The organism is Chelativorans intermedius (assembly GCF_025398255.1).
Lineage (GTDB): Bacteria > Pseudomonadota > Alphaproteobacteria > Rhizobiales > Rhizobiaceae > Chelativorans > Chelativorans intermedius.
The window spans coordinates 1-23,322 of the sequence record NZ_JAODNW010000035.1 but is presented as its reverse complement, the minus strand read 5'-3'; the positions used below and the strand labels follow the sequence as shown (position 1 = coordinate 23,322).

At 63.3% G+C, this 23,322-nt stretch carries 28 protein-coding genes; 7 read left to right on the top strand and 21 right to left on the bottom strand.

Going from position 1 to position 23,322, the window contains the following annotated elements; translation table 11 throughout:
- Positions 1-80: 80 nt before the first annotated feature.
- Entirely contained in the window at positions 81-1,010 is a 930-nt protein-coding gene (locus tag NYR58_RS18735) for a dihydrodipicolinate synthase family protein (RefSeq protein WP_261522675.1), read from the bottom strand.
- Complete coding sequence (locus NYR58_RS18730) at positions 1,007-1,243, bottom strand: hypothetical protein (protein ID WP_261522674.1); 237 nt, start codon at positions 1,241-1,243, stop codon at positions 1,007-1,009. Before NYR58_RS18730 ends, NYR58_RS18735 begins: the two co-directional genes overlap by 4 nt.
- 19 nt (positions 1,244-1,262) lie before the next feature.
- On the opposite strand from NYR58_RS18730, the gene NYR58_RS18725 reads away from it, so the two are divergent.
- Positions 1,263-2,036 (top strand): ornithine cyclodeaminase family protein, encoded by a 774-nt coding sequence (locus tag NYR58_RS18725; protein WP_261522673.1) that lies wholly within the window; start codon positions 1,263-1,265, stop codon positions 2,034-2,036.
- Positions 2,037-2,265: 229 nt separating this feature from the next.
- Here the strand turns inward: NYR58_RS18725 and NYR58_RS18720 are convergent, their stop codons facing one another.
- On the bottom strand, positions 2,266-2,790 hold the full coding sequence (locus NYR58_RS18720; protein ID WP_261522672.1) for a transposase: 525 nt from the start codon (positions 2,788-2,790) through the stop codon (positions 2,266-2,268).
- Between the two features lie 166 nt (positions 2,791-2,956).
- Between NYR58_RS18720 and NYR58_RS18715 the strand changes: the two genes are divergently transcribed.
- The 4 genes from NYR58_RS18715 to NYR58_RS18700 are packed head-to-tail and all read left to right on the top strand — an operon-like array spanning position 2,957 to position 6,825.
- Complete coding sequence (locus tag NYR58_RS18715; RefSeq protein ID WP_446681813.1) at positions 2,957-4,144, top strand: IS481 family transposase; 1,188 nt, start codon at positions 2,957-2,959, stop codon at positions 4,142-4,144.
- A 10-nt stretch (positions 4,145-4,154) separates the two neighbouring features.
- On the top strand, positions 4,155-5,933 hold the full coding sequence (locus tag NYR58_RS18710; RefSeq protein ID WP_261522670.1) for an AAA family ATPase: 1,779 nt from the start codon (positions 4,155-4,157) through the stop codon (positions 5,931-5,933).
- Positions 5,930-6,454 (top strand): hypothetical protein, encoded by a 525-nt coding sequence (locus NYR58_RS18705; protein ID WP_261522669.1) that lies wholly within the window; start codon positions 5,930-5,932, stop codon positions 6,452-6,454. The genes NYR58_RS18710 and NYR58_RS18705 overlap by 4 nt, the downstream gene beginning before the upstream one ends.
- Before the next feature lie 17 nt (positions 6,455-6,471).
- On the top strand, positions 6,472-6,825 hold the full coding sequence (locus NYR58_RS18700; protein ID WP_261522668.1) for a helix-turn-helix domain-containing protein: 354 nt from the start codon (positions 6,472-6,474) through the stop codon (positions 6,823-6,825).
- 109 nt (positions 6,826-6,934) lie between these two features.
- Here the strand turns inward: NYR58_RS18700 and NYR58_RS18695 are convergent, their stop codons facing one another.
- Positions 6,935-7,447 carry a GNAT family N-acetyltransferase gene (locus NYR58_RS18695; RefSeq protein WP_261522667.1) on the bottom strand — a complete coding sequence of 171 codons (513 nt, stop codon included), beginning with the start codon at positions 7,445-7,447 and terminating at the stop codon, positions 6,935-6,937.
- Positions 7,448-7,451: 4 nt separating this feature from the next.
- Entirely contained in the window at positions 7,452-7,751 is a 300-nt protein-coding gene (locus tag NYR58_RS18690) for a type II toxin-antitoxin system TacA family antitoxin (RefSeq protein ID WP_261522666.1), read from the bottom strand.
- 328 nt (positions 7,752-8,079) lie between these two features.
- Between NYR58_RS18690 and NYR58_RS18685 the strand changes: the two genes are divergently transcribed.
- Positions 8,080-8,259, top strand: a complete 180-nt coding sequence (locus NYR58_RS18685) for a hypothetical protein (protein ID WP_261522665.1) — start codon at positions 8,080-8,082, stop codon at positions 8,257-8,259.
- 19 nt (positions 8,260-8,278) lie between these two features.
- Positions 8,279-9,988, top strand: a complete 1,710-nt coding sequence (locus tag NYR58_RS18680; protein ID WP_261522664.1) for a recombinase family protein — start codon at positions 8,279-8,281, stop codon at positions 9,986-9,988.
- On the opposite strand, the gene NYR58_RS18675 is transcribed toward NYR58_RS18680, so the two are convergent.
- From NYR58_RS18675 to NYR58_RS18600, 16 genes are all read right to left on the bottom strand, one after another.
- On the bottom strand, positions 9,872-11,530 hold the full coding sequence (locus NYR58_RS18675; protein WP_261522663.1) for a recombinase family protein: 1,659 nt from the start codon (positions 11,528-11,530) through the stop codon (positions 9,872-9,874). The genes NYR58_RS18680 and NYR58_RS18675 overlap by 117 nt on opposite strands.
- A 62-nt stretch (positions 11,531-11,592) precedes the next feature.
- Positions 11,593-11,787, bottom strand: a complete 195-nt coding sequence (locus tag NYR58_RS18670) for a hypothetical protein (RefSeq protein WP_086466206.1) — start codon at positions 11,785-11,787, stop codon at positions 11,593-11,595.
- Positions 11,788-11,889: 102 nt separating this feature from the next.
- The gene (locus NYR58_RS18665) at positions 11,890-12,804 is read right to left on the bottom strand and encodes a nucleotidyl transferase AbiEii/AbiGii toxin family protein (protein ID WP_086466205.1); all 915 of its coding nucleotides are present in this window, start codon (positions 12,802-12,804) and stop codon (positions 11,890-11,892) included.
- Entirely contained in the window at positions 12,797-13,675 is an 879-nt protein-coding gene (locus NYR58_RS18660; RefSeq protein WP_086466204.1) for a type IV toxin-antitoxin system AbiEi family antitoxin domain-containing protein, read from the bottom strand. Before NYR58_RS18660 ends, NYR58_RS18665 begins: the two co-directional genes overlap by 8 nt.
- 77 nt (positions 13,676-13,752) lie before the next feature.
- The gene (locus tag NYR58_RS18655; protein ID WP_142849567.1) at positions 13,753-14,052 is read right to left on the bottom strand and encodes a hypothetical protein; all 300 of its coding nucleotides are present in this window, start codon (positions 14,050-14,052) and stop codon (positions 13,753-13,755) included.
- Positions 14,049-14,366: a DUF736 domain-containing protein gene (locus tag NYR58_RS18650; RefSeq protein WP_086466203.1), complete on the bottom strand. Its 318-nt coding sequence runs from the start codon at positions 14,364-14,366 to the stop codon at positions 14,049-14,051. Before NYR58_RS18650 ends, NYR58_RS18655 begins: the two co-directional genes overlap by 4 nt.
- Positions 14,367-14,369: 3 nt before the next feature.
- Positions 14,370-14,693 (bottom strand): DUF2274 domain-containing protein, encoded by a 324-nt coding sequence (locus NYR58_RS18645; protein ID WP_086466202.1) that lies wholly within the window; start codon positions 14,691-14,693, stop codon positions 14,370-14,372.
- Between the two features lie 38 nt (positions 14,694-14,731).
- Entirely contained in the window at positions 14,732-15,952 is a 1,221-nt protein-coding gene (locus NYR58_RS18640; RefSeq protein ID WP_261522662.1) for a TrbI/VirB10 family protein, read from the bottom strand.
- A gap of 11 nt (positions 15,953-15,963) precedes the next feature.
- Positions 15,964-16,965 carry a P-type conjugative transfer protein TrbG gene (gene trbG, locus NYR58_RS18635; RefSeq protein ID WP_221931007.1) on the bottom strand — a complete coding sequence of 334 codons (1,002 nt, stop codon included), beginning with the start codon at positions 16,963-16,965 and terminating at the stop codon, positions 15,964-15,966.
- Complete coding sequence (gene trbF / locus NYR58_RS18630; protein WP_086466199.1) at positions 16,962-17,681, bottom strand: conjugal transfer protein TrbF; 720 nt, start codon at positions 17,679-17,681, stop codon at positions 16,962-16,964. The genes trbG and trbF overlap by 4 nt, the downstream gene beginning before the upstream one ends.
- 3 nt (positions 17,682-17,684) lie before the next feature.
- Entirely contained in the window at positions 17,685-19,028 is a 1,344-nt protein-coding gene (trbL, locus tag NYR58_RS18625; RefSeq protein ID WP_261522661.1) for a P-type conjugative transfer protein TrbL, read from the bottom strand.
- A 21-nt stretch (positions 19,029-19,049) separates the two neighbouring features.
- Positions 19,050-19,763 carry a P-type conjugative transfer protein TrbJ gene (gene trbJ / locus NYR58_RS18620; protein ID WP_142849562.1) on the bottom strand — a complete coding sequence of 238 codons (714 nt, stop codon included), beginning with the start codon at positions 19,761-19,763 and terminating at the stop codon, positions 19,050-19,052.
- On the bottom strand, positions 19,760-22,285 hold the full coding sequence (gene trbE, locus NYR58_RS18615) for a conjugal transfer protein TrbE (RefSeq protein ID WP_261522660.1): 2,526 nt from the start codon (positions 22,283-22,285) through the stop codon (positions 19,760-19,762). The genes trbJ and trbE overlap by 4 nt, the downstream gene beginning before the upstream one ends.
- The gene (locus tag NYR58_RS18610) at positions 22,279-22,548 is read right to left on the bottom strand and encodes a VirB3 family type IV secretion system protein (protein ID WP_142849560.1); all 270 of its coding nucleotides are present in this window, start codon (positions 22,546-22,548) and stop codon (positions 22,279-22,281) included. Before NYR58_RS18610 ends, trbE begins: the two co-directional genes overlap by 7 nt.
- Complete coding sequence (locus NYR58_RS18605) at positions 22,548-22,856, bottom strand: TrbC/VirB2 family protein (RefSeq protein ID WP_142849559.1); 309 nt, start codon at positions 22,854-22,856, stop codon at positions 22,548-22,550. The genes NYR58_RS18610 and NYR58_RS18605 overlap by 1 nt, the downstream gene beginning before the upstream one ends.
- An 11-nt stretch (positions 22,857-22,867) precedes the next feature.
- Positions 22,868-23,322 (bottom strand): ATPase, T2SS/T4P/T4SS family (locus tag NYR58_RS18600; RefSeq protein WP_261522659.1); only part of this gene is annotated, 455 nt, incomplete at its 5' end.

Here is a 23,322-nt window from a genome sequence, read left to right as displayed (position 1 = left end):
GGCGCCGTCGATGAAGGCGGCGTTCGGCAGCGTAAGTCCGGCGGCGATGGCCCTGTACTCCTCGGTTGTCAGAAGATCGGTCATTCGGCGGCTCTCGTTTCGGGGGCGGTTTCGTCAGCAATGGCTGCCACGGTTTGCCTGAGGACGCGCACGACCTGCTCAAGGGAGCGCTTGTCGTCCTTGTTGAGCGGCCTGAGCGGCGGGCGCGGCGGCCCGGCGCGAAGGCCATTCATCTCGCAGCCATGCTTGATACATTGGATGAACTTTCCACCCTGTTCGAGGACGCGCATCAGGGGCATCAGCGCCGACATAATTCGGCGCCCCTTGTCGAAGTTGCCCTCCACGGCGCAAGCCTTCCAAAGCGCGATATGCTCTGCGGGCAGGAAGTTTGATCCGCCACAGACCCAACTGCGCGAGCCCCAGGCGAAAAACTCCAGAGCCTGATCGTCCATGCCGCAAGACAACTGGATATGAGGATAATCGCGCGCCAGAAGATGCACGCGATTGATGTCGCCCGAGCTTTCCTTGATAGCGCAGAAATTCCTGCTGCGACCGACGCGGTCGAGGAACTCCTCGCCCATGTTGATACCCATCCGGCCAGGATAATTGTAAAGCATGATCGGCAGGTCGGCTGCCCGGTCGATGGCGAGCGCGTTGAGCGCGTTTTCACGTTCGGTTGGCACCGAATAAGGCGGTGATCCGACAAGAATGGCGTCGGCGCCGATCCTGGCTGCGGTCTCTGCCATCGTGATCGAGTCTGCCAAACGGATCGCGACGGTGCCGACGATCAAGGGGACGCGGCCTGCGATCACATCCTTGGCGAGCTTCGCCATCTCAATCCGCTCGTCCATCGACTGGGCGTAATACTCGCCGATCGAACCGCCATTGATGATGCCGTGGACGCCAGAAGCGATCAGGTATTCGATCATCGCGACAAAAGCGTTGTGATCGATGATGCCGTCCTCCCGATAAGGCGTGATGACCGGCGTATAGATACCATCGAACTTCATGAGGCTCCTTTCTGGTCCCCCATGCCGGGCGCGCGGCCAAGCGGGATCTGGATGCTTGCGGGGGTGACAAAACCCTCAATCTCGGCACGCGAGAGTTCCCAATGTGCGACGGCGAGGTCGGCGGCCGCATCGGCATCACCAGCTTCGATCAACACGATGAACTGGTCATGTTGATCGGCAGCGATTGCCCGTTGTTCGGCCAATGCCACGCTGCTCAGCCGTGGCGCCTTCATCGATGGACTCGGCTACGGGGTGAAATCGGTGAGCGTGTTCGACGAAAACCCGACCCACAGATTGCCGACCATTCAGGGTGCGATGTTCGTTTTTGAACCGAAACATGGCCGGTTGGACGCGATCATCGACAGCCGTCTTGTAACCGAGCTAAAAACGGCGGCAGATTCCGTTCTGGGAGCGCGTTTTCTTGCCCGGCCAGACAGCAGGAGTCTTCTGATCGTCGGCGCTGGAACGGTCGCCCGAAGCCTCGTCACAGCCTATCAGGCGCTTTTCCCAGGGCTGGAGCGGGTGTCCATCTGGGCGCGACGGGTGGAACAGTCCACGGCTCTGGCTCGCGAGTTTGAGACCGAACCCTTCTCGGTCGCTGCTGTTTCCGATCTGGCAGCGGCCGCGACCGAGGCGGACATTATCACCAGCGCGACCATGGCACGCGAACCGATCCTTCGGGGTGCCTGGATCAAACCCGGCACGCATGTGGACTTGATTGGCGCCTATAAGGCCGACATGCGCGAGGCCGATGACGCTTTGATTTCGAGCGGATCACTTTATGTGGATAGCCGTGAGACCACGATCAACCATATCGGTGAACTGACCATCCCCATTGCGAGCGGCGTCATCACCGCAGACACGGTCAAGGGGGATCTTTACGACCTCGTTCAGGGCCGTGCCAGCGGACGCCGTTCGGACGACGAGATCACCGTCTATAAGAATGGTGGAGGCGCGCATATGGACCTCATGATTGCACACTACATCTCGGGAAAGGTCGTTTTGCGAGCCGATTCGTCGTCGTAGCCCAGTCCCGTCACGCCGCCTGCCCATCTCTCCGGAGGCGAGGATCGGAGCCACCTCCGCCAAGGCTACGGCTGCCTCCTTCCAAGGGTGCACTTCTGCCAGGGTAGTAGATTTGTTGCTCACCAGATAGAGCAGAGGTCGCCCCTCTTGATTGGCGCGACCGGCTTTCGCTTTCTCCGGGGGCGCTCCAACCTCTGCTGTCGTGAATCGGCTGGTTCGGTGCCGATCATCATGAATTCGTGCACGATAAAAGTTTCGTGTTGGCGTGCACATCGCGGTAGTGTCCAGAATCTTTCGCACATTTTTTTTCAGGCGACGGCTCCGTGGGTTGAGGCTTGCTCTGCGTAGAGGGGGCCATGTTCATGTATTTGCGCGTCGACCATTGGCTGGCGGCGATGTGGCGCAGGCGCGCTGCGGCGAGGTTCAGGCAGCTCTTCCCGTCTGGGAACGCCCCTACCACCCGCGTGCGCCGGCGGATCTCCCTCATGATCCTCTCCAACGGATTGTTCGTTCGGATTTTCAGCCAGTGGCTGTCGGGGAAGCGGTAGTAGCTCAGTGTTTCGTCGATATGGGCTTCGACCAGTTCAGCCGCTTTCCCCAGCTTCTGGCGGCGCAGGTCCTCTACCACGGTGGCGGCCTTCTCCTGCGCCGTTTCTCGGCTTTCCTGGGCGTGGATCGCCTTCAGCATGGGGCTGATCTCGCGCACCTTCATCGTCGGCACATGGCTGAAGACGTTGCGGTAGAAATGCACCACGCAGCGTTGTCAGCGGGCCTCGGGCAGATACTCGGCGATGCTCTCTAAGAGGCCGCGGCAGGCGTCCGAGATGATCAGCTGCACGCCGCTGCCCTTCCCGAGAGAAGGGTGACAGTTCATTCCGGAGACATGGGTTACACTTTTTGCCTTTGCGAGGAGAGCAAAGGTGCCTTGGCAGGAGTGCAACCTCATGGATGAGCGTCTCAAATTCGTTGCCCGTCTTCTGGATGGCGAGAAGATGGCGGTGCTGTGCCGGGAATTCGGGATTTCGCGGAAGACCGGCTACAAGCTGATCAATCGCTACAACGACAGCGGGCTGGAGGGACTGACGGATCGCTCGCGGCGGCCTTACCGGCACGCCAATCAGCTTCCTTTCCAAATCGAGAAGCTGATTGTGCGTGCCAAGAAGGACAAGCCGAGCTGGGGTGCGCCGAAGATCCGGGAGCGGCTGGCGCGGCTCTATCCAGACGTTCATTGTCCGGCGATCTCGACGGTGCATGCGGTGCTCGACCGCCACGGCCTGGTCAAGCGCCGCAAGCAGCGACGCAACAGGGCCACCGGAACGCCGCTGTCTCACGTCGCCGCGCCCAATGAGTTGTGGTGCGCCGACTATAAGGGCGAGTTCATGCTGGCGGACCGGCGCTACTGCTATCCGTTGACGATCAGCGACTTCGCCAGCCGCTACCTCATCGCCTGCGAGGCGCTTCACACCACCAAGGAGGCCTATGCCTTTACCGTGTTCGAAACCGTCTTCAAGGAGTTCGGCCTGCCTGCTGCGATCAGGACCGACAACGGCGTGCCCTTTGCCAGTCCCAATGCGCTGTTCAATCTTTCCAGGCTGTCGGTGTGGTGGCTCAGACTCGGCATCGCCATCGAGCGCATCAAACCCGGCTGCCCGCAGCAGAACGGCCGACATGAGCGCATGCATCTGACGCTCAAGCTGGAAACCACCAAGCCGGCCGGCGCCAACTTCCTGCAGCAGCAGGCAAAGTTCGATGCCTTCGTTCAGGAGTTCAACACCGAACGCCCGCATCAGGCGCTCGATATGGCTTGCCCCGCCGAGCGCTACAGCCCATCGCCACGCCCCTATCGCGGACTGCCGGAGCTCGACGACCCCTTCCACGACAAGGCTGTCACCGTCACAACCTGCGGCCGCATCTGCTACAAGCGGCGCAAGATCAATCTCAGCCAGGTCTTCGCCGGCCAGACCGTCGGCATCAAGCAGACCGACGACCAAATCTGGCTGGTCAGCTTCATGGACTACGATCTAGGATACTTCGACGATGAGACATGCAGACTGGAACCAATGCCCAACCCGTTCGGGCCAAAAGTGTTACCCATGTCTCCGGTATAAACCGTAACCTATGTCTCCGGTACGGACCCCGCAAAAGGCGGCGCGCAGGATCGAGGCGCAGCGGGACAAGCTGGTTGCGATCGGCGAGTCGTTCGGGCGGCTGAAGGGCGCGATCACAGACGAACAGTTCGCCCGCCTGTCCGGCCTGCATGAAGCGTATCGGGCGGCGCAGAGCGCCGCGGAAGCAGCTGCGGGCGACCTCTTCGCAGACGAGCCGTTGCCGGACGTGGGGTCCGAAGTGTGGCGTGCCCTTTGGGAAGCCGCGCGCGATTACTCGACGCAGAAAGCCTATCCCGACCTTACGTTCCCGGTGACTTCGGAAGGCGCTCGATGCGTCCTATGCCAGCAAGAGCTGAATGCCGAAGCAGCGGACCGGATGGCGCAGTTCGAGAAATTCGTGAAGGACGAAACCAAGCGTAAGGAAGAGCAGGCGCAAGACGCCTACGTTGAGGTCGTGAAAGGCATTGCTGCCGCAGGCCCCCCTATCAGCGACGTTGCCGCTGCGGTCGCCTTCGTTCGGGATGACCTGAACGACGGCGAGCTGGCCGTTGCCATGCAGCGGGCGCTTGTAACCTCGAAATGGCGGCTGCGCGCGATCCTGCGTCATCATGCAGACGAGGAGACCGCGCCGCTTCCCGCCGCAGCGGCGTGGCCGGATGAGGCCATTGCCGCACACGAGACAGCGTTGTCGGACCGGATCTCCGCCCTGCGGGCGGAAGACGAATCCGACGAGCGCGCGAAACTGACGGCTGAACTTCACGAACTGTCCGATCGCGAGTGGCTCGCCGCAGTGCAGGAAGACATGATCGCCGAAATCGGCCGCCGCAAAAAGATCGCGGCGCTGAAGGTTCGCGCGAAAGACACAGCGACCAACAAGATCACGACCAAGAGCGGCGAGATCGCTGAGCAACTAGTGACGAACACGCTGCGCGCAGAATTCGCCCGCCAGATTGACAGGCTTGGTGTTGCGGGCCTTCTGATTGAACTGCGCAAGGAGAAATCGAGCTACGGTGTTCCCCGCTTCCGCGTCAGCCTAATCCGCAAACCCGAAGCCAAGGTGGGCGAGGTGCTGAGCGAGGGTGAGCACCGCTGCGTTGCGCTGGCTGCTTTCCTGGCCGAACTGGCAACGACCGAGAGCCGTTCGGCTATCGTGTTCGACGATCCGGTTTCCTCCCTTGACCACATGCACCGCGAGGCCGTTGCCAAGCGGCTAGCCGCCGAAGGCGAGCACCGGCAAATCATCGTGCTGACCCACGACATCGCGTTTCTGTTCCTCCTCGACCAGGAGTGCCGGGAAAAGGGAACGCATATCGCATTCCGCTCCGTCACCCGCACCGACGACTATGCGGGATTCTGCCAGCCTGATCCGCCCGCCCGCGCCCAGCCGATCGAAAAGGTCATCGAGGGCATGCAGAAGCAGCTCGACAACCAGAAAGTCCTTTACGAAAACGGCGACCACGACGGCTGGGAAAGGGCCGTCGATGCGCTTCAGAAGCGGCTGCGCTCGACTTGGGAACGCGCGGTCGAGGAAGCGGTCGGGCCTGTACTCAAGCGTCTTTCCAACAAGGTCGAGACAAAAGGACTGGCCAAGCTCACCACGCTGACGATGGATGATTGCACCACCATGTGGAAGGCCTATGGCCGCTGTTCGGTGCTGCTACACAGCTCGACCGATGCTCTGAACTCGCCGCTGCCGAAGCCAGACGCCGTGCAGCATGAAATCACAGCGCTCAAGAAATGGGTCGAGGACGTCAAGGCGCGTCAGGCCAAGATCGAGTACCTGCAATGAACGCGATTGAGTGGCTACATCACCATGCGCCGGGCTTTGCAGATCTCTCAGGCGACGAGCGCGACGCCATCATGCACTTCTCGCTGCTTTGGAGCCGGTTCGAAGCGACCGCACTGGAGACGAACGGGAGCGCGAAGGCGATTGTTGATCTCACGAGCCATTGGGCTGACCAGGGTGGCCTGACCAAAGACAGCTTCGCGGAGGCACTCGCGTACTTCCGGAACCGATATGTTGAGCAGGGGGCGTTCACCCATCACTTCGACCATCTTCATTTCCGCCACGGTGACAGGCAGGATCTTGTCGAGTTGATGTTGAAGGGCGAGTCCGACCATCCAGCGGACATCGCCGCGGCCGTACTGATTATCGTGTACCGCTACCGCAACAACTACCTGCACGGCATGAAATGGGCCTATGAGCTGAAAGGCCAGCTCGACAACTTTACCCGCGCCAACTCTGTCTTGATGAAGGCGCTCGAACTCCACGGTCAATTTGGTGCCGTCCCGATGACCGCGCGGGGCTGAAAAAGGATGCCTGACAATTGATAGGCCACAAGTCATTCAAGGAACTGACAAGGGGCGGCAGCGGCAAAAGGCGGCCAAAGGCCGAGAACCGCAATAACGCTATGCTGGCCGAAATTCATGAGGCGGAGATTGCGGAACTGCGCAAAGCGCTGAAAGTATCAGAACAGGAGCTGGCGGCGCTGCTCGGCAAGTCACAGGGCGCGGTCGCGCAGCTTGAGCAGCGCTCCGACATGAAGATCAGCACGCTGCGCGAGACCATCGAAGCGCTCGGCGGCCACCTTCAACTCATCGCCGAATTTTCAGCAGGACAAGTGCGCCTTTCTAATCTCGGGCAGGCCGACGACGACAAGGCCGGAAGCCCTGCCGCTTGAGAAGCCGAGTCGCGCGATTATCCCTCGCGATGACGCCAACGGATCAATATCGCCCGCTTTTCGGGTGGAGATGGGACATTCCTGCGCGGTATCCAATGACCTTTCGCGCTTATTCCTGCCTTGCGTTGGCCAGTGAAGCAGCAATCGCAGAGATCGGGCGAAATAGGACAAGCGGATCGTCTTTGGAGGGCAGGAAGCCACGCCCCCGCCAGAACTGCGCAGCCTCGGCATCCACAGCGTTGACCATCAGCGCGCGACCGCCGACGAGAGCAGCCGCCTGCACACAGCGTTGCAGCGCGTGCTTTAGTAGCCCCGTGCCGATCCCCCGATCGGCCCAGGCCGTGTCGGTGGCTAGTTGGCCGAGAAGGAGACAGGGAACTGGATCCGGTGGCTGGCCTGTACGGATCGAACGGGGCAGCGCTGAGGGCACAACGGCAGTAGGCGCAAGGCCGTAGTAGCCGACGACCCGCCCCTCGTCATGGACGACCATAACAGCGGTGAAGCCTTTCTCCTGGTTGGAAAGCGCCCTCGTCCTTAGCCAGTGGTCGAGGGTGGGCTTGCCACAGGAGAACTCGGAGACGTCATGGGCAGCGGTGACCGGTTCGGGAGCCGATAAGGGCAAGGCCTCACCGCTTGGTGACGTAACCGGCCTCCCAAGGAGCCGGCCGCTCGGCCAGTTCGACAATCTCGGGGACCGGTACAGCCGGGGCAGTCAGCACCTTCATGAAATCGGCAAAACCCTCGGGGCTCATACGGATCAGCCGGTTCTCCATGACAACCTCTTCGGCGGCGCGAACCGCGGCATCGCGCACGAAATCCGTGCGCGAGCGGCCGCGCAACGTGGCGGCTCGATCGATCATCGCGACATCCGATTCCGGCAGTCGCATCGAGATGGGATATTCCTTACGGTCGCCTGTGGTGGCCATGAGGCACCTCCTTTGACCGCAAAGATAATGCCTTGTAGCGCTAAATGCAATACGCTATGGTTGACGGGTCGGACATTGTGCCCGAGTTCGCGCATGACCATGAGGAGACGCCAGGCGGGAGTTCATATGGACAGCCGGAATCCTTGGAGCCGTGCTAGGTCATTTCGCTATGCCAGCACCCGCCATGGTGCGCGGCCATGCGCAGTGATGCGCGAGAGCAGGCGGAATGCCGCCGAATATTCGCATTCTAATTCAGTTGCTTATCGTGATCAGGGCATGAATTCTGCTCTGCATGAGCCGCAAAGCAAACCAATCGAGAACGGGCACCATGCCGACCGAGCGCGAAGAGCTGCTCGAGGCGATGCTCGTCGAGACGCCGGAGCTGAGGTTCACGCCGCGGGGCGATCCCGACCCTCGCCTCGTCCGTTTGGTCGAATTTCTCGCACGGCAGGCGGCTCGCGAATTCTTCGAGAAGGAAAGCAAGAGGCAGGGCTCACGTGGCTCCTGATTGCCTTGGGAGACGCACATTGAAAGTTGCTATCTATGCCCGCTACTCCTCCGACAATCAGCGCGATGCGTCCATCGCCGACCAGTTCCGCATGTGCCGCCTCCATGCCGAAAAGCAGGGCTGGATCATCGTTGAGGAATATTCCGATCATGCCATATCGGGCGCCTCGCTGCTGCGGCCCGGTGTGCAGGCGCTGATCTCTGACGCCACGCGTGGCCGTTTCGATCTCGTTCTCGCCGAGGCGATGGACCGCCTTTCGCGCGACCAAGAGGACATTGCTGGCCTCTTCAAGCGCATGGCCTATTCGGACGTGAAGATCTTCACGCTGTCCGAGGGCGAGGTCACCCACCTGCATGTCGGTCTGAAGGGCACGATGAACGCGCTCTTCCTCAAGGATTTGGCCGACAAGACGCGAAGAGGACAGCGCGGCCGCATCGAAGCCGGCAAGTCCGGGGGCGGAAATTCCTATGGCTACGACGTCGTCAAGAAGTTCGATGCGAATGGCGAGCCGATTCGGGGAGGCCGAACGATCAATGAAACGCAGGCCGAGGTCGTCCGTCGCATCTTCCGCGACTATGCCGCAGGCAAGTCGGCCAAGACGATCGCCTTCGCGCTCAACAAGGAGGGTATTCCTGCTCCCTCTGGTGGGGATTGGGGTTTCAGCACGATTAACGGCAACCCGAAGCGCGGGAACGGCATCCTCAACAACGAAATGTATATCGGCAAGATCGTCTGGAACCGTCAGCGCTTCGTGAAGGATCCCGACACGGGCAAGCGGCAGGCGCGGCCGAATCCGGAAGAGGAATGGGTGATCCAGGACGTGCCGGAGCTGCGCATCCTGGATGACGAGCTCTGGGAGGCCGTGAAGGCACGCCAAGCGGGAAACAGGATCGCGCGAGACGAGAACGGTCAGGCCGATGTGGCGGCGGTCCACCGTCGCCGGCGTCCGAAGTATCTCTTCTCGGGCCTCACGAAATGCGCCTGCTGCGGCGGAGGGTATTCGGCGATCTCTGCGACGCTGATCGGCTGCTCCACGGCGCGGAACAAGGGTACCTGCGATAATCGCGTCAACATCCGGCGCGATGAACTGGAGTCCCGCGTCTTGAATGCCCTGCGCACCCGCCTTGTCGACCCCGCGCTGTTCGCCAGGTTCTGCGAGGTCTTCACGCAGGAGGTCAATCGCCTGCGCATGGACAGCCGCGCCAGCATCAACGCGGCCCGAGCAGAGGTCGAGAAGATCGATCGCGAGTTGGCAAAGCTGTTGACCGCCATCAAGTCTGGCGGACCGATCGAAGCCATCGTCGACGACATGAAGCGCTTAGAGGCCCGAAAGGCAGAGCTCACGTCCTTCCTAGCGACAGCGGACGAGCCTCCGCCCCTTCTGCATCCCTCCATGGCGGAGCTCTACCGGTCGCGTGTCCAGCAGCTCTACGATGCGCTGCAGGATGAGGATGAAGAGAAGCGCACAGAGGCCGCCGATATTATCAGGACACTGGTCGAGGACATCGTGCTGACGCCAGTGGACGGCAAGGTGGAGATCGACGTGCGCGGCGATCTCGCTGGAATCCTTACACTTTCCGTCCAAACGAAAAACCCCGCCGGTCGGGCAGGGTCATCGCAAGTAAAGATGGTTGCGGGGGCCCGCAACGTCTTTTGTTATAACTTGGGATCTGTTGCGGCTTTTGCGCCCGGAAACGATGTCGAGGATGTTCATCGCCTCGCCGCGTAAGGTGGCGTTGACCTCGCCGCGCTTGTCGCCGGGCTCAAGCACCACTTCGTCGACCAGCGCACGGAACGCCTCGGCGGCCTGATCGCGCAGTTCGGGATCGGCCAGAGCCTCGCTCAACTGCGTCACCTTGGCCTTGTAGATTTCGGCGATGTTGGGGTGGATGTCCGGGACATCCTCGGGCGCCTGTTCCATGCGCGCCAGGACATCCGCCTTCTGGCGTTCCAGTTCCTCCATCCGATCCTTCATGGCCGGCTGATACATGCCGTCCTCAATCGCTGCCATGATGCCGGCGATACCGCGTTCGATCTTCTCCAGCGCCTTACGGTCAAGCTCCACCTGCGCCCGGCGTTCACGGTTCTGACTGTTCAGCGCTTCGGCATAGGCGCGCACGGCCTTGGCGACCCGCTCGGCCGAAACCAGCCGTTCGGTAAGGCCGGACAGAATACGCTGCTCGATGTCATCGCGACGGATGGTATGGCCGTTGTCGCAGGTACCCCGCCGATAACGATTGAGACAGCCATAGCGGTCACGGGTGATGATGCCGTAATTGCCGCCGCAGCAGCCGCATTTGAGTAGGCCGGAGAACAGAAAGGCGGGGCGGCGCAGCTCGTTGACGTGCTTGGCACGATAAGCGCGCACGCCTTTGGTGACATTCTCGAACTGCCTGGAAATCTCCTCCTGCCGCCGCCGCGCCGCCTGCCACAGGTCTTCGTCGACGATGCGCAGTTCCTGCACCTCGGTCCTGATCCATTCGGCCTCCGGGTTGACGCGTGAGACGCGCTTTCCCGTCGCCGGGTTCTTGATGTAGCGGAGCCGGTTCCAGACCAGCACACCGGCATAGAGCTCGTTGTTGACGATGCCGGTGCCCCGGCAGACATGGCCGCGAATGGTGGTGTCTCCCCAAGCCTTGCCATTGGGACCGGGAATACCGTCGCGGTTGAGATCGGCGGCGATGGCCTTGGGGCTCTTGCCGGCGGCGAATTCGCGAAAGATGCGGCGGACGATCTCGGCCTCGGCCTCGTTGATCTTCCGTTCGCCGCGCACCTGCTCGCCATCGCCGTTGAGCCGCTTCACGACGTCATAGCCGTAGCAGAGGCCGCCGCCCGCCTTTCCCTTCTCGACGCGGCCGCGCAGACCGCGGTGGGTCTTGGCGGCGAGGTCTTTCAGGAACAGGGCGTTCATGGTTCCCTTGAGACCGACATGCAGCTCCGAGATCTCGCCCTCGGCAAGCGTCACGAGCGTCACGCCCGCGAATTTGAAATGCTTGTAGAGGATGGCGACATCGGCCTGGTCGCGGCTGATGCGGTCCAGCGCTTCCGCCAGCACGATCTCGAATTTGCCCGCCTGCGCGTCCTGCAAGAGCGCCTGAATACCCGGCCGCAAGGTGACGCTTGCGCCCGAAATGGCGGCGTCCTTGTAGACCCCCACCACTTTCCACTTCTCCCGCGCCGCCTGATCCCGGCAAATGCGGAACTGGTCCTCGATGGAGGAAACGCTCTGATTGTCCGAGGAATAGCGGGCGTATAGCGCAACGCGGGTCATAAGACTTTCCTTTCTCTCAAGGGCGGATTTCACCCGTCCGGTTCCCGCCCCTCTTCCTTTGGTCAGTTGTCGTTGGCCGCCCGCTTCCGCCGCTCCCGCTCCCAGGCCCTGATGTGTTCGCAGGCGATGTGGCGGCCAATGGCCCGCGCGATGGTGTCCAAGTGCCGCTCCGCTTCTTCCCTCGCCAGTTGCTCTGGCCCATTATCGTTCGCCGGAGGCGGGATGACCGCGGCCGCCTGGTCCTCCTTTTCCTTCATGGGTCGAACCTTTCCAGTATTGATGCATACTGGATAAGGATCGCGCAAAAGCAGCCGAGTTCTTATGGCCGTTATATACCCTGGTCTTCTCCCACGCCTCCTTTAGGCAAACAGCGCCTTCAACATTTCTCCCTGCTCGGCATGCTTGGCTGGATTTTCTGCCTTGAGCCTGCGCAAGTTGAGAAGCTTCCACTGGATGGCGGGGAGCCGTTCGCCCTGGGGCAGGTCGATGAGAGCGAAATCCGGTTCGGCGTTGTGAAGCGACATCAGGAATGCCGCTGCGTTGTCGGTCAGACGCCTTCGGACATCCGTGATCAGGCGCGTTCGCGCCGTTTCGAGATCGGACAGCGCGATCTCTTCCCGCGTCATCCCAACGAATTCCTCAGTGTACAGTTCTTCTATCGGGATAGCCGGTGGCGCCAGCAGTTCGTGCGGCGGACGGCCGGACGCGCAGACATAGACCAGAAAGACCCGGAACAAATCGTCCGTCAGCCCCTCATTCTCATAGAGCAGGTGGACATCGTAGAGATCGCGCGGGTGCTGGCGGTCGAGGGCGGCATGCAGCTTGCCGGCAAAGAGGTCCTCGAAGGCGAGCACCGGCATCTCGGCGAAGCCAAAGGCCTCCTCCACCGCGTCCGAAACCCTCATCGGCACCGGCGACAGCACCGTTCCGCGCATGACAGGCGAGGTCTCGATCTTCACACTCGCCGCACCGCGAGAGGCCATGATGCGGGTTTCCAGGTTCCCGCCGCCAGCGATGCGCTGGAGCCGCACATCCCTGTTGCTGCGGCCGAATGAGTCCATGATCCGGTCGAGCGTGGCATCGATTTGCTGAAGAGAGACGGCGCGATCCTCGATCGGCACATAGGTCAGATCGATATCGACCGACAGACGCGGCATGTCCCGGTAGAAGAGATTGATGGCCGAACCGCCTTTGAGCGCAAAGACCTCCTCAGCCGCAATGGCCGGCAGGAGGCGCATCAGCAAGCGGACCTGCTCGACATAGCGTTCACGCATGGCTCGCGTCCTCGTCCCCATCCGCAGGCAGAAGCGTCTCGGGCACATAGATCCGGTAGACCGGGTGCAGTTTTCCGCCCTTCACCAGCGCGCGCGGGCCGGATCCGAAATCGATGGCGCTCTTGTCAAGATGCTTCACCCAGGCATGGGCATGCCGGTCGGCGAACACGAAGAACAGGCGCTTAACCTTGATGCTTCGGCAAGCGCGCAGCAGGGTCATCAGGCGCTTGGGACGCAGGTTCGTCAGCCCCTGAAAGATCATGTCCAGATTGTCGAAGGTCGCGTGGGCTGGCAGCTCGTCGAGCGCTTCGAGGATGGCGCGCTCGGGGGACGAAACCTTGAGCGGCCAGCGCCAGGGGCTCACGGTCGGGCCATGTCCCGCCCCCACCCCCGGCGCGCTCTCGAATTGGTGCTCGGCATTCTCGACGCCGGCAAGGTCGTCACCGAACAGGACGCGCGAGCGAACGACGAACTGTGCCTTGCCCGGAAGGCGGGCCAGCCAGGAGGGAACTTCGCCATAGAGATAGACACGCTCCCCGCCGCCAAGCGGCAGATAGTGAGCGAGCCCATGGAAGCCGAGCGCGCTCAAGCCACCCAGATGGACGTCATGTTCCATGATCCATTGGATCGACAGCAGCGGGAGCTGCCAGTCGGTCTCCGGTCGGACAAGCGGGCGCCCTGCCTGATCGGTATGAGGCAGCGGCCGGCGGTAGACCCCGCGTACCACCCGCTCCAGCCAGCCCCGCTCGGCGTAATCGTGGATGGACTTGGGATCGATGCCGAAGCGCTTCAGCCATGCGGCGTCGACCAGGAAGCCGGGAGGAACGCGCTCCAGAAAGGGCTTCAGCCTTGGTGTTCTTTGATGGCTCATAACCATCAAATTCGCATATTTTGAAAATATGCGCAACTTTCATTTCCTATATATCCCCTTTTGATGGTCCATAACCATCAAAAAATGGAGACTTCAAAATTCTCTATGCCATTGCCGTCCGGGACGGGCGCACCGGCAGGAACGACCACGGACGCACCCCTTTTCGAGAGCCCGGCAGGACGATGATACGAATCCTCGGCACATACGCTTATGGTCCGAGGATTCGTAACAATCTCCCCTGCAGGAAGGCTCGCCTTGCCTTCCGCGACATCCACACGACCGCGAAGGGCGCGACTTCCGAATTCATGGGCAAAAGCCATCGCCGTCTGAAGTCTTTTGCGAACGATTTCGGAATAGAGCAAATCGGAGCAGTTCATCCCTCCCGCCGCCTGTTCCAGACGAGCTGCGCCCAGTCCCCCTCCTCGGAGGGGAACAGGGCGGCGGTGAAGGGTTCGGGAAGGCTCGGGTCGTCGAGACGGAGGCGGAGATAGTATTTCGGGTGATCACCCGTTGTCCGGGCATCCCAGGCGTCACCGATGCGGGCGTTGCCGACAAGGACTCGGAATGCCGGGGCGTTGTCATGGGTACGGTCGTCATTGGGGACGAGCCGGACTTTGGCGTCGATGGTGAGCGTGCGGATGGAACCGGTCCAGCCCCCGTCATTGGACAAAGTGAAGGTGCCGATTTGCATAGGTTACTCCTGGAATTGCGATGCGGATGAGACAGCGGGCGACGCCGCTTCGCTATCGCCCGCGCGGGGTGAGCGGGCGCGCCGCGCCGGTTTGTCGATGTTCGTCTCGGGCAACCCCTCCTTGCGCGCCTTGGCGAAGGCGCGGTCGCTGTCGAGGAAGGCCTCCAGCATGAAGGGAATGAGCTCGGCGACGGACTCGGCCTCGCCATAGGTGGCGCGGTAGAGGATCGCATAATCCCGTAGCGCCTGGTTCAGGTCGGCGCCGACGGTGATGGTGATCTTCGCCGGCGTGCGGTCGGGCAGTTTTCCGAGTTTCAGATTGGCCATGATCGATCCTCCTTTGCTAAAGCTTCGGTGGACAGGTTTCAGCCCTGGTAGCGGCGCAATACGAGATCCCTGTGGACGATGATCCTGAGCGGCCAGCCGGGACGGACGGTGATGGTCGGCTGGATGTTCAGGTTCTTCTCGGTGATGCGCTGGCCGGCCCGGTTGACGTTCTGCTGGGTGGATTCGCGGATCGCCCGGACCAGGTCGCTCTCGTCGCTGCCGAGGCTCAGCTCCGTGCCGACGCCGAGCAGGGTGGCAAGCGCGATGCCCTTGATGAGCCGCCAGGTGTGGTAGTCGACCTCGTCCTCGAGGCCGGCATAGCCGGCGGTGTCGGTGGCGGGCAGATTGTCGATCTCGATGGAGGAGCCGTCGGGCAGGATGATGCGCTGCCAGACAAGCAGCGCACGGGACTGGCCGAAGGCAATCACGCTGTCATAGGTGCCGATTAGGCGCGAGCCCTGCGGGATCAGCAGCGTGCGGCCGGTCACCGTGTCGTAGACGTTCTCGGTGACCTGGGCGGCGACGAGGCCCGGCAGGTCGGAATTGATGCCGGTGATCAGGCTCGCGGCGATCACACTGCCGGCCATCACCTGATGGGGCGAGACCGGGGTCTGCAGCGCATGCGGATTGTAGATGCCGCCAGTATCGCGCTGATTCAGGAAGTCGAGCTTGCGCTGCTGGTTGTTCTGGTCGCGTTCGGGATCGAGTGCCAGGCGGTCAGCGTCGGGCAAAACTATCTCCGTCGCTGCCATTTGCTGGGACTGGCCCGTCACTGCCGGCGTGTCCTGCCGCGGCCGGTTCTCGATCCGGAAGAAGACGCCGGCCTCCTTCGCCTGGATGGCCTGCTGGGCGAGGCGCTGCTCCTCGGCGGACAATTCCGATCCTCCCGGCGCGATGCCGAGCTGCCGCTGGCGTTCGAGGATCGGCCGGCCGAGATCGCCGGGCAGCGGCGGCCCGAGCTGCGGTGTCTCCGGCTTGACCTGGCTGTAATCGCCGGGCAACGCGGCAAGGCCGTCCGGGGTCGGTTTGCGTTCGGTGTTGTAGAGCTCCTCGGCCTGGTCCTGGATTCGCAGGGCCGGGCCTTGCAGCGCCATCATGGTCACGCCGAGGATGGCGCCGGAGCCGAGCGCGGCCACGCCGATGACAAGGCCGCGCCTGAAGCGTACGACGCGGCGGGGCGCGGCGCGCAGGTCCAGCTTGCCGGGATCGCGCTTGGACGAACCGGCAGGTTTTGGCGTGGGTGCGGCGGGATCCGTCATGGCCTCTCCCCCTACCGGTCCGTGCGCGAAAACAACGCGGTGCGCCGTGGCGTCTCGTCGGTCCGGGAAATCCGAACCACCTGCTGCGGCTTGGCGCCGAGGCGCAGTTCGGCGGCAGCGAAGAGGCGGTCGACGATGTAGTAGTTGCCGCGCATGCGGTAGTTGACGAGCTGGTTGCCGCCGTCGGCGCCCACCACGAAGAGCGGCGGCGCCTCGCCCTGGTCAATGCGGCGGGGGAACTCAATATAGACCTTGTGGCCGTCGTCGAAGGCGCGCAGCGGTTTCCAGGGCGGACTGTCGCCGGTGATGGCGTAACGGAAGCGGATGTTCTCGAGCGCCACGTTCGAGGCGACCGGCAACGCCGCCTCGGCCGCTGTGTTCTGTCGGCGCAGGGCGAGAATCTGGTCGGACGGATAAGTCCAGGAGATCGCCGCCATGGCGGTCCTCTCGGTGCTTTCAAGCTGGAGGTGATAGGCGCGCCGGTCGGTGGTGATGACGAGATTGGTTTTGAGGTCCGGCGCGAAGGGCTTGACCAGCACATGGATGCGCTCGCTATCGTCCGTGCCGCTCACCGTGTCGCCGATCACCCAACGCACGGTGTCGCCGGCGGAGACGGAGGTGAGCTTTTCGCCGGGCTGCAAGGCAATGTCGCTGACGCGCTCGGGCGCCGCATAGAGACGGTAGAGCGCCCCTTCCGTATAGGGATAGACCTGGATGGCGTTGACATAGCCGTGCTTGGTCGGCTCCTGGGTCGCCGCCTTGTTGGCGTCCTCGACCCGCTCGGTCGGCGGGCGCTTGTCCTCGGTCACCTCGCCGGGCTCCGGCAGAAGCTGGCCCGGCAATGGCAGGACCTTCGGCACCTCGACGATCTTCACCGGCCTGGCCGGTTCCCTGTCGATGACGGCCGGCTTGAAGTCGTCGGAGTCGTAGCTGATCGTTGGCGGCAAAGGCTTTGTGGCGCAGGCGGACAAGGCCAGCGCCGACACGGTGATGACGAACATGTTCTTCTTCATTGAGAGGGCTCCTTGGGCAATTGCGGCGCAGTGGCGTCGAGTTCGCGCGACCAGTCGATGGCGTTGACGAAGACGCCGAGGGGGTTCTTGCGGAGCTGCTCGGCGGTGCGCGGGGTCTGGATCACGACCGTCAGGATCGCGGTCCAGCGCTCGGTGCGGGCCAGGCTACCGCGCTCGAAGACCTGCTCGGTCCACTTGACCTGGAAGGAGGCGTCAGAGGCCCGCACAACGCTCGTCACCTGGACCGAGACGCTGCGGGTGCCGATCGCGCTGAAGGGATCGTTCTTCTTAGCGTGGTCGTTCAGGAACAGCGCGGCGCGGTCGGTGGCGAAATCGTAGGCGGACAGCCAGTTCTGGCGCACCAGCACCGGATCGGTGGACACCGAACGGACGTTGGTGATGAAGCGGGCGAGGTGCCAGGCGATCTGGGCGTCGGCCGGCTGGTAGTTCTGGATTGCCGGCGCGACGGCGCGCGCCTCGCCGAACTTGTCGACCTCGACCACATAGGGCGCGACGCGGCTTTGCAGCGACTGCCAGAGCAAGCCGCCGGAAAGACCGACGGAAAGCGCCAGGCAGCCGAAGGCCATGACCCGCCAGTTTCTTGCCTGGATACGGGACGCGCCGATGCGCTCGTCCCAGAGCTGGGCGGCCCTCTGATAGGGAGTGACGGGCTCCGGCGTCGTGCCGTATCGTTGAATCGGTCGTCGGAAGAACATGGGTCAGTCGTCCTTGTCATTGAGGGAGGGATTGGCGCCGTTGCCGGGCCGGTCACCGTCCTTGATGGCTTGGGTGGCGGTCTGCCGATGCGCACGCGCCGCCTGTTCGGAGCGCAGGCGGTTCGCCCAATCCGGCGGGGAACTGGAGGGGATGCCCGCCGATGCGGCGCTTGCCTCCGACATGGAGGCGGTCGGCGTGCCGCCGGTGGCCGTCCAGGCGCCACGGCGTCCGGCATCGGCGCTTTCTTTCAGAGAGGAAGAGGCGCGACCCGCGACTTGGCGCGCGGCGTTTGTGGCGGCTCCGCCGGCAGCGCGCGCCATGCCACCAACACCGGCCGCGGCGCCTGCCATGCCGGACGTCCCGGAGGTCGCCTGTCCCAGTTGGTAGGCGGAAGAAGCGGCAGACCCCATCGCCGTGCCCGCGCGGATGGCGGAAAGACCGCCGCCAGCGGCCATGCGCGCCCCGGCAAGCGCCGCGCCACCGGCGAGCATGGTCGCGCCCACCGCAGCACCAGTTGCGCCGAGGGCGGCGCCGGCGCCGAGCTGCGGTGCTCCGGATACAAGACCCGAAGCGATGCCGGGGCCGAAGATGCCGAGACCGAGCAGCGCCAGAGCGCCCAGCACCCGCGACATGGCGGCGGCAAGGTCCGGTTCCTGACCCTGAAGGCCGTTGGTGAAGGAAGCGAACAGCGTCGAGCCGATGCCGACGATGACGGCGAGCATCATCACCTTGATGCCGGAGGAAATCACGTTGCCGAGAACCCGTTCGGCGAGGAACGACGTCTTGTTCCAGAGCGCGAAGGGCACCAGGACGAAACCGGCGAGCGTCGTCAGTTTGAACTCGAGCACGGTGATGAAGAGCTGGATCGCCAGAATGAAGAAGGCGATGAGGACCAGGAACCAGGCCAGCAGCAGGACGAAGACGGTGAGTGCGTTGCCGAAGATTTCCGGAAAGCCGACGAGATTGCCGACCTGATCGATGAGCGGATACGCCGCCTCATAACCGGTGGCGGCGATCGTGCCAGGTTTGAGCAGATCGTCGGCGGCGAGCGTGCCGGGCGCGGCCTGGATGCCGAGACCGGAGAAGGACCTGTAGATGATCTCGGCAAGGTTCTGGAAGTTGTTGAGGATCAGCGCGAAGACGCCGACATAGAGCACCTTCCGGATCAGGCGCCCGATGATGTTGTCCTCGCCGCCCAGAGCCCAGAACAGGCCTGCCAGCGTGATGTCGATGCCGATCAGGATGGTGGTGAGGAAGGCGACGTCACCCGACAAGAGTCCGAAGCCGCTGTCGATGTAGCGGCTGAAGGTCTCCATGAACCGGTCGATGATGCCGAGATCATTCATCGCGCGTCGCCTCCCTGCCGGTCAGTTCCCAGAATAGGCGGAGCCGGAACCGAGGAACCTGCGCGTTGTCTCGCGCGCCGCTTCCTCCGCCTGCGCCTTGCGCGCGGCGTCTTCTGCCTCGGCGCGGTAATGGGCGGCCATCAGCGTCTGGATCTGCATCTGCTGCTTGGCCGAAAGCGCAATGAGCTGATTCGCGGCCTGCTGCGCCTGCAGCGCCCCGACGGCGCCATGGCTCCGATTGACGAGATCGGTGAGTAGCCCTTCGTCGACGCGCACGTTCTCGACGATCTGCGATTGCACCCGCATGGTTTGGCGGAAAGCGTTCATGGCACTCTGCCAGCGCTCGCGCGCGGCAGTGGCGATATCGCTGGTGCTGACCGTGGCATCGTACGAGCTTGGATATTGCTGCCGCCACTGGCCTTCGAGCTGCGTCAGGTCGAAGCTGAGGCCGTCGACCTGCATCATCAGCCCGTCGATACGGTTCAGCGCCCCCTGGAGTTGTCCGAGCGAGGAGAAATCCAGCCGCTGAAGGTTCTTTGCCATGTTCTGCAACATGACCGCCTGGTTCTGGAGCTGCTGGATCTGGTTGTTGATCTGCTCCAGCGCACGCGCCGCCTGCAGGACATTCTGACCGTAGTTGGTGGCATCGAAGACCGGCCAGGCGGCATGGCCCACCTGTGGCGTAGCGATGGCAAGAGATGCGGCGAGGAGCGCCGCGAGAGACGTGCGTTTCATGGTGTTGGCTCCTGTATTTGGGGAGAGAACGGGCCGAGGATGTCGGCGGCCCAATCGAGGCCGCGGGCTCTCAGAAACTCGACGGCGAAGGCCTCCCTGCCGTGCTCGGCCAGGATTGTGTCGATGAGGGTCTGGGAGGACGGATCGGAGGCGCCGCAGAGCGCCAGTGCCACGGGGCCGAGGCCCAGCTCGAACAGCCGGTTGCCGCGGCGCGATTGCAGGTAGTAGTGCCGTTTTGGCGTTGCCTGCGCGATCAGTTCGATCTGCCGATCGTTGAGGCCGAAGCGCTCATAGGCCGTGCGCGCCTGGGGTTCGATGGCCCGGTCGTTGGGAAGAAAAATGCGCTGCGGGCAGCTCTCGATGATGGCGGGCGCGATGGAGCTGTCGGCCACGTCCGCCAGCGACTGCGTCGCGAAGATCACCGACACGTTCTTCTTGCGCAGGACCTTCAGCCATTCGCGGATGCGGGCGGCGAAGAGCGGATTGTCGAGATAGACCCAGGCCTCGTCGAGAATGAGCAGCGTCGGCCGCCCGTCGAACCTCTCCTCCAGACGGTGGAAGAGGTAGGTCAGCACCGGCAGGACGACGCCAGCCTCATGCATCAGTTCCTCGGTCTCGAAGCATTGAACCTCGGACAGCGCCAACCGGTCCTCGGCGGCGTCGAGCAGCCGGCCGAAGGGGCCATCGAGCGTATAGGGCTGGAGCGCGGCCTTGAGGGCGTTCGCCTGGACGAGGACGGACAGGCCGGTGAGCGTGCGCTCCTCGGCCGGCGCGGTGGCGAGGTTGCACAGCGCCGACCAGACGGCCTCCTTCACTTCCGGGGTAACGGTGACATGCTCATGAGCGAGCAGCGCGCCGATCCATTCAGCCGCCCAGCTTCGCGTCGCCGGGTCGTCGATGTCGCGGAGCGGCTGGAAGGCGAGCGCGTTCGTGATGTCATCAGGGGCCGCACCCAGCGCATGATGCTCCCCACCCATGGCCAGCACGGCTGCGCGCGCCGAATTGCCCTTGTCGAAGATGGTGACCTGAGAGCCGGCATAGCGCCGGAATTGCAGTGCGATCAGCGACAAGAGCACCGACTTGCCTGCGCCGGTCGGGCCGACGATCAGCATGTGGCCGACATCGCCCACATGGGTGGAGAGGCGGAACGGTGTGGAGCCGCTGGTTTCCGCATGGAGTAGCGGCGGACATTCTGTCTGAGTGACTTTGGCGAGATGGGCGTTGCGCGCCGGTCCGGCCCACACCGCCGAGAGCGGCATGAGATGGGCGAGGTTCAGGGTGTGGACGAGCGGCTGCCGGACATTGGCGTAGACATGGCCCGGCAGTGAACCGAGCCAGGCTTCGACGGCATTCACCGTTTCCCGAATGCAGGTGAAGCCGAGGCCGTTGACGATGCGCTCGACGGCGCGGACCTTTTCCTCCGCGGTATCCCGGTCCTCGTCCCAGACGGTGATGGTCGTCGTCAGATAACCGAAACCGACATGATCACTGCCGAGCGCCTGCAAAGCGGCGTCTGCATCGAGCGCCTTGTTGTCGGCGTCGCTATCGACCAGTACAGCAGGCTCGTTGGTCAGCACCTCGCGCAGGATCGCTGTGATCGACTTGCGCTTGGCGAACCACTGCCGGCGCAGGCGGGTGAGCACCTTCGTCGCCGCCATCTTATCGAGCGGGATGAAGCGCGTGCCCCAGCGATAGGCAAAGTCCTGATGGTTCAGTGCGTCGAGGATGCCGGGGCGGGTCGCGTTCGGAAAGCCGAGGATCGTCAGCGTCCGCAAGTGCCGGTCGCCGAGCATCGGCTCCAGGCCGCCGGTCAAGGGCGTATCGACCAGCACGCCATCAAGATACATCGGCGTTTCGGGCACGGCGACGGGATGGCGCTTCGTCGAAATCGCCCCGTGCAGAAAGGTCAGCGTCTCGGCATCGTCGAGCGCGCGGATCTCCGGCAGGAAGCCGCTGAGCAAATCCAGCACCCGCTCGGTCTCGTCCCGGAACCGGGCCAGTTCCTGCCGCCAGTTGCGGCCGCCGCCGTCCCCTTCCCCCTTCCGGTCGGAATCCAGCAGCGCATTCTCGGTGCGCGCCTGCGCGTCGGGCGGCGGCATGTAGAGAAGTGTGAGGTGATAGCGGCTTTCGAAATGCCGGCCCTGCCCGTTCGCCGGGTCATCGCTCCACCGGGGCGATGACTGAACTGACTCACCTTCAAAGGCCGCGCGGCGTTCCTCATCGACGAGCCATGAGGCCGCATCCGGGAAGTTGGACCGCGGATAATCCTGCGCCTCAAGCCGCTCCGCCTCGAAGAACAGCGCCCAGCCGGAGCCAAGGCGCTTCAGCGCATTGTTGGCCCGTGCGCCGAGCCCGACCAGTTCGGCCTCCGTCGCGCTTTCGAGATCGGGGCCGCGAAAGCGGAAGCTGCGCTGGAAACTGCCGTCCTTGTTGAGGACGATGCCGGGCGCGAGGAGCGCCGCCCAGGGCAGAAGATCGGCGAGCCGGTCGGCTCGCCCACGGTATTCGGCCAAGCTCAGCATCGCCACCACCCCCGTTGACGCAGATGGCGGGCGAGCACGGGCAGGAAGTCCGGATCGTGCCTGGCCGCAAAAACGCTGAGCGTATGCCCGGCGACGAACAGGCCGAGCCCGGCGATCCACTGCTGGAGACCGAGGCCGATGGCGGCCGCCAGCGTGCCGTTGAGGATGGCGACGGCGCGCGGCGCGCCGCCGAGCAGGATCGGCTCGGTCAGCGCGCGATGGACGGGGATTTCGAAGCCCTCGATGTGGCGAGCAGCATCCATCAGACGAGCGCTCCGCCGCCGAAGGAGAAGAAGGAGAGGAAGAAGCTCGACGCCGCGAAGGCGATGGACAGGCCGAAGACGATCTGGATAAGCCGACGGAAGCCGCCAGAGGTCTCGCCGAAGGCGAGTGTCAGGCCGGTTACGATGATGATGATCACCGCGACGATCTTGGCCACCGGCCCCTGAACCGATTCCAGGATACGCTGGAGCGGTTCTTCCCACGGCATGCCGGAGCCCGCCGCATAGGCCGGCGCAACCATGAAAAACGTGAGGGCGGTAGCCGACAGAAATCGGAGCTTTTTGCGCATGAGATGTCCTTTCACGAGAGCGATTGCAGTTGGGGCATGGAAAGCGTGGTCACCGCGTAATCGCCGTTGGCGTCGAGGCCGGTGACTTCGGCGATGGTCTCGATGTGTCGGGATGAGCCGCGCCCGGCGATGAACACCACGAGATCGATCGCCTCGGCGATCAGGCGGCGCGGGATGACGGTGACGCTCTCCTGCACCAATTGCTCGATGCGGTAGAGAGCGGCATGGGCGGAATTGGCATGCACGGTGGCGATGCCACCCGGATGGCCGGTGTTCCAGGCCTTGAGCATGTCGAGCGCCTCGGCGCCCCGCACCTCGCCGACGATGATCCGGTCGGGGCGCAGGCGCAGGGTCGAGCGAACGAGATCGGCCAGAGATACGACACCCCGCTGATCGGCCCCCACGGACGGGTCCAATTTGATTGTTAGTGCAATGATGGTCGTGGCGCCAGCGCGGGCGGCATCGC

Bases quoted from the DNA above. Each gene is read 5' to 3' on its own strand.
- NYR58_RS18735 (WP_261522675.1), bottom strand. From the start codon at position 1,010: ATGAAGTTCGATGGTATCTATACGCCGGTCATCACGCCTTATCGGGAG.
- NYR58_RS18730 (WP_261522674.1), bottom strand. From the start codon at position 1,243: ATGAAGGCGCCACGGCTGAGCAGCGTGGCATTGGCCGAACAACGGGCA.
- NYR58_RS18710 (WP_261522670.1), top strand. From the start codon at position 4,155: ATGTCTCCGGTACGGACCCCGCAAAAGGCGGCGCGCAGGATCGAGGCG.
- NYR58_RS18705 (WP_261522669.1), top strand. From the start codon at position 5,930: ATGAACGCGATTGAGTGGCTACATCACCATGCGCCGGGCTTTGCAGAT.
- NYR58_RS18690 (WP_261522666.1), bottom strand. From the start codon at position 7,751: ATGGCCACCACAGGCGACCGTAAGGAATATCCCATCTCGATGCGACTG.
- NYR58_RS18685 (WP_261522665.1), top strand. From the start codon at position 8,080: ATGCCGACCGAGCGCGAAGAGCTGCTCGAGGCGATGCTCGTCGAGACG.
- NYR58_RS18675 (WP_261522663.1), bottom strand. From the start codon at position 11,530: ATGACCCGCGTTGCGCTATACGCCCGCTATTCCTCGGACAATCAGAGC.
- NYR58_RS18670 (WP_086466206.1), bottom strand. From the start codon at position 11,787: ATGAAGGAAAAGGAGGACCAGGCGGCCGCGGTCATCCCGCCTCCGGCG.
- NYR58_RS18665 (WP_086466205.1), bottom strand. From the start codon at position 12,804: ATGCGTGAACGCTATGTCGAGCAGGTCCGCTTGCTGATGCGCCTCCTG.
- NYR58_RS18660 (WP_086466204.1), bottom strand. From the start codon at position 13,675: ATGAGCCATCAAAGAACACCAAGGCTGAAGCCCTTTCTGGAGCGCGTT.
- NYR58_RS18655 (WP_142849567.1), bottom strand. From the start codon at position 14,052: ATGAACTGCTCCGATTTGCTCTATTCCGAAATCGTTCGCAAAAGACTT.
- NYR58_RS18650 (WP_086466203.1), bottom strand. From the start codon at position 14,366: ATGCAAATCGGCACCTTCACTTTGTCCAATGACGGGGGCTGGACCGGT.
- NYR58_RS18645 (WP_086466202.1), bottom strand. From the start codon at position 14,693: ATGGCCAATCTGAAACTCGGAAAACTGCCCGACCGCACGCCGGCGAAG.
- NYR58_RS18640 (WP_261522662.1), bottom strand. From the start codon at position 15,952: ATGACGGATCCCGCCGCACCCACGCCAAAACCTGCCGGTTCGTCCAAG.
- trbG (WP_221931007.1), bottom strand. From the start codon at position 16,965: ATGAAGAAGAACATGTTCGTCATCACCGTGTCGGCGCTGGCCTTGTCC.
- trbF (WP_086466199.1), bottom strand. From the start codon at position 17,681: ATGTTCTTCCGACGACCGATTCAACGATACGGCACGACGCCGGAGCCC.
- trbL (WP_261522661.1), bottom strand. From the start codon at position 19,028: ATGAATGATCTCGGCATCATCGACCGGTTCATGGAGACCTTCAGCCGC.
- trbJ (WP_142849562.1), bottom strand. From the start codon at position 19,763: ATGAAACGCACGTCTCTCGCGGCGCTCCTCGCCGCATCTCTTGCCATC.
- trbE (WP_261522660.1), bottom strand. From the start codon at position 22,285: ATGCTGAGCTTGGCCGAATACCGTGGGCGAGCCGACCGGCTCGCCGAT.
- NYR58_RS18610 (WP_142849560.1), bottom strand. From the start codon at position 22,548: ATGGATGCTGCTCGCCACATCGAGGGCTTCGAAATCCCCGTCCATCGC.
- NYR58_RS18605 (WP_142849559.1), bottom strand. From the start codon at position 22,856: ATGCGCAAAAAGCTCCGATTTCTGTCGGCTACCGCCCTCACGTTTTTC.